Genomic DNA, 202 nt, shown 5'->3' on the forward strand with positions numbered 1-202 from the left:
ATTGATTTCTTCTACATTTAGATACACAATATTTTATCCTTTTATTTATTTTGTGTATAATGAAGACAATCGGATAAAAAAGAGGATTGATAGTTTGTTGCTTAAATCCCTAGAGTTCAAAAATTATCTTGGACATAAGGTGATGATTACGGATATACCAATTTTATTACCTGACGATCCTAATTATTTTATGGTACATATC

At 27.2% G+C, this 202-nt stretch carries 1 protein-coding gene; it reads left to right on the forward strand.

Features of this window, described 5'->3' with window-relative positions:
- Positions 1 to 52 precede the first annotated feature (52 nt).
- The coding region (locus tag V7068_RS20500) for a DUF2535 family protein (protein WP_499714342.1) at positions 53 to 202 on the forward strand (150 nt) is incomplete at its 3' end.

This window comes from Bacillus sp. JJ634 (assembly GCF_036962285.1).
In the GTDB taxonomy this organism is placed as follows: domain Bacteria; phylum Bacillota; class Bacilli; order Bacillales; family DSM-1321; genus Peribacillus; species Peribacillus asahii_A.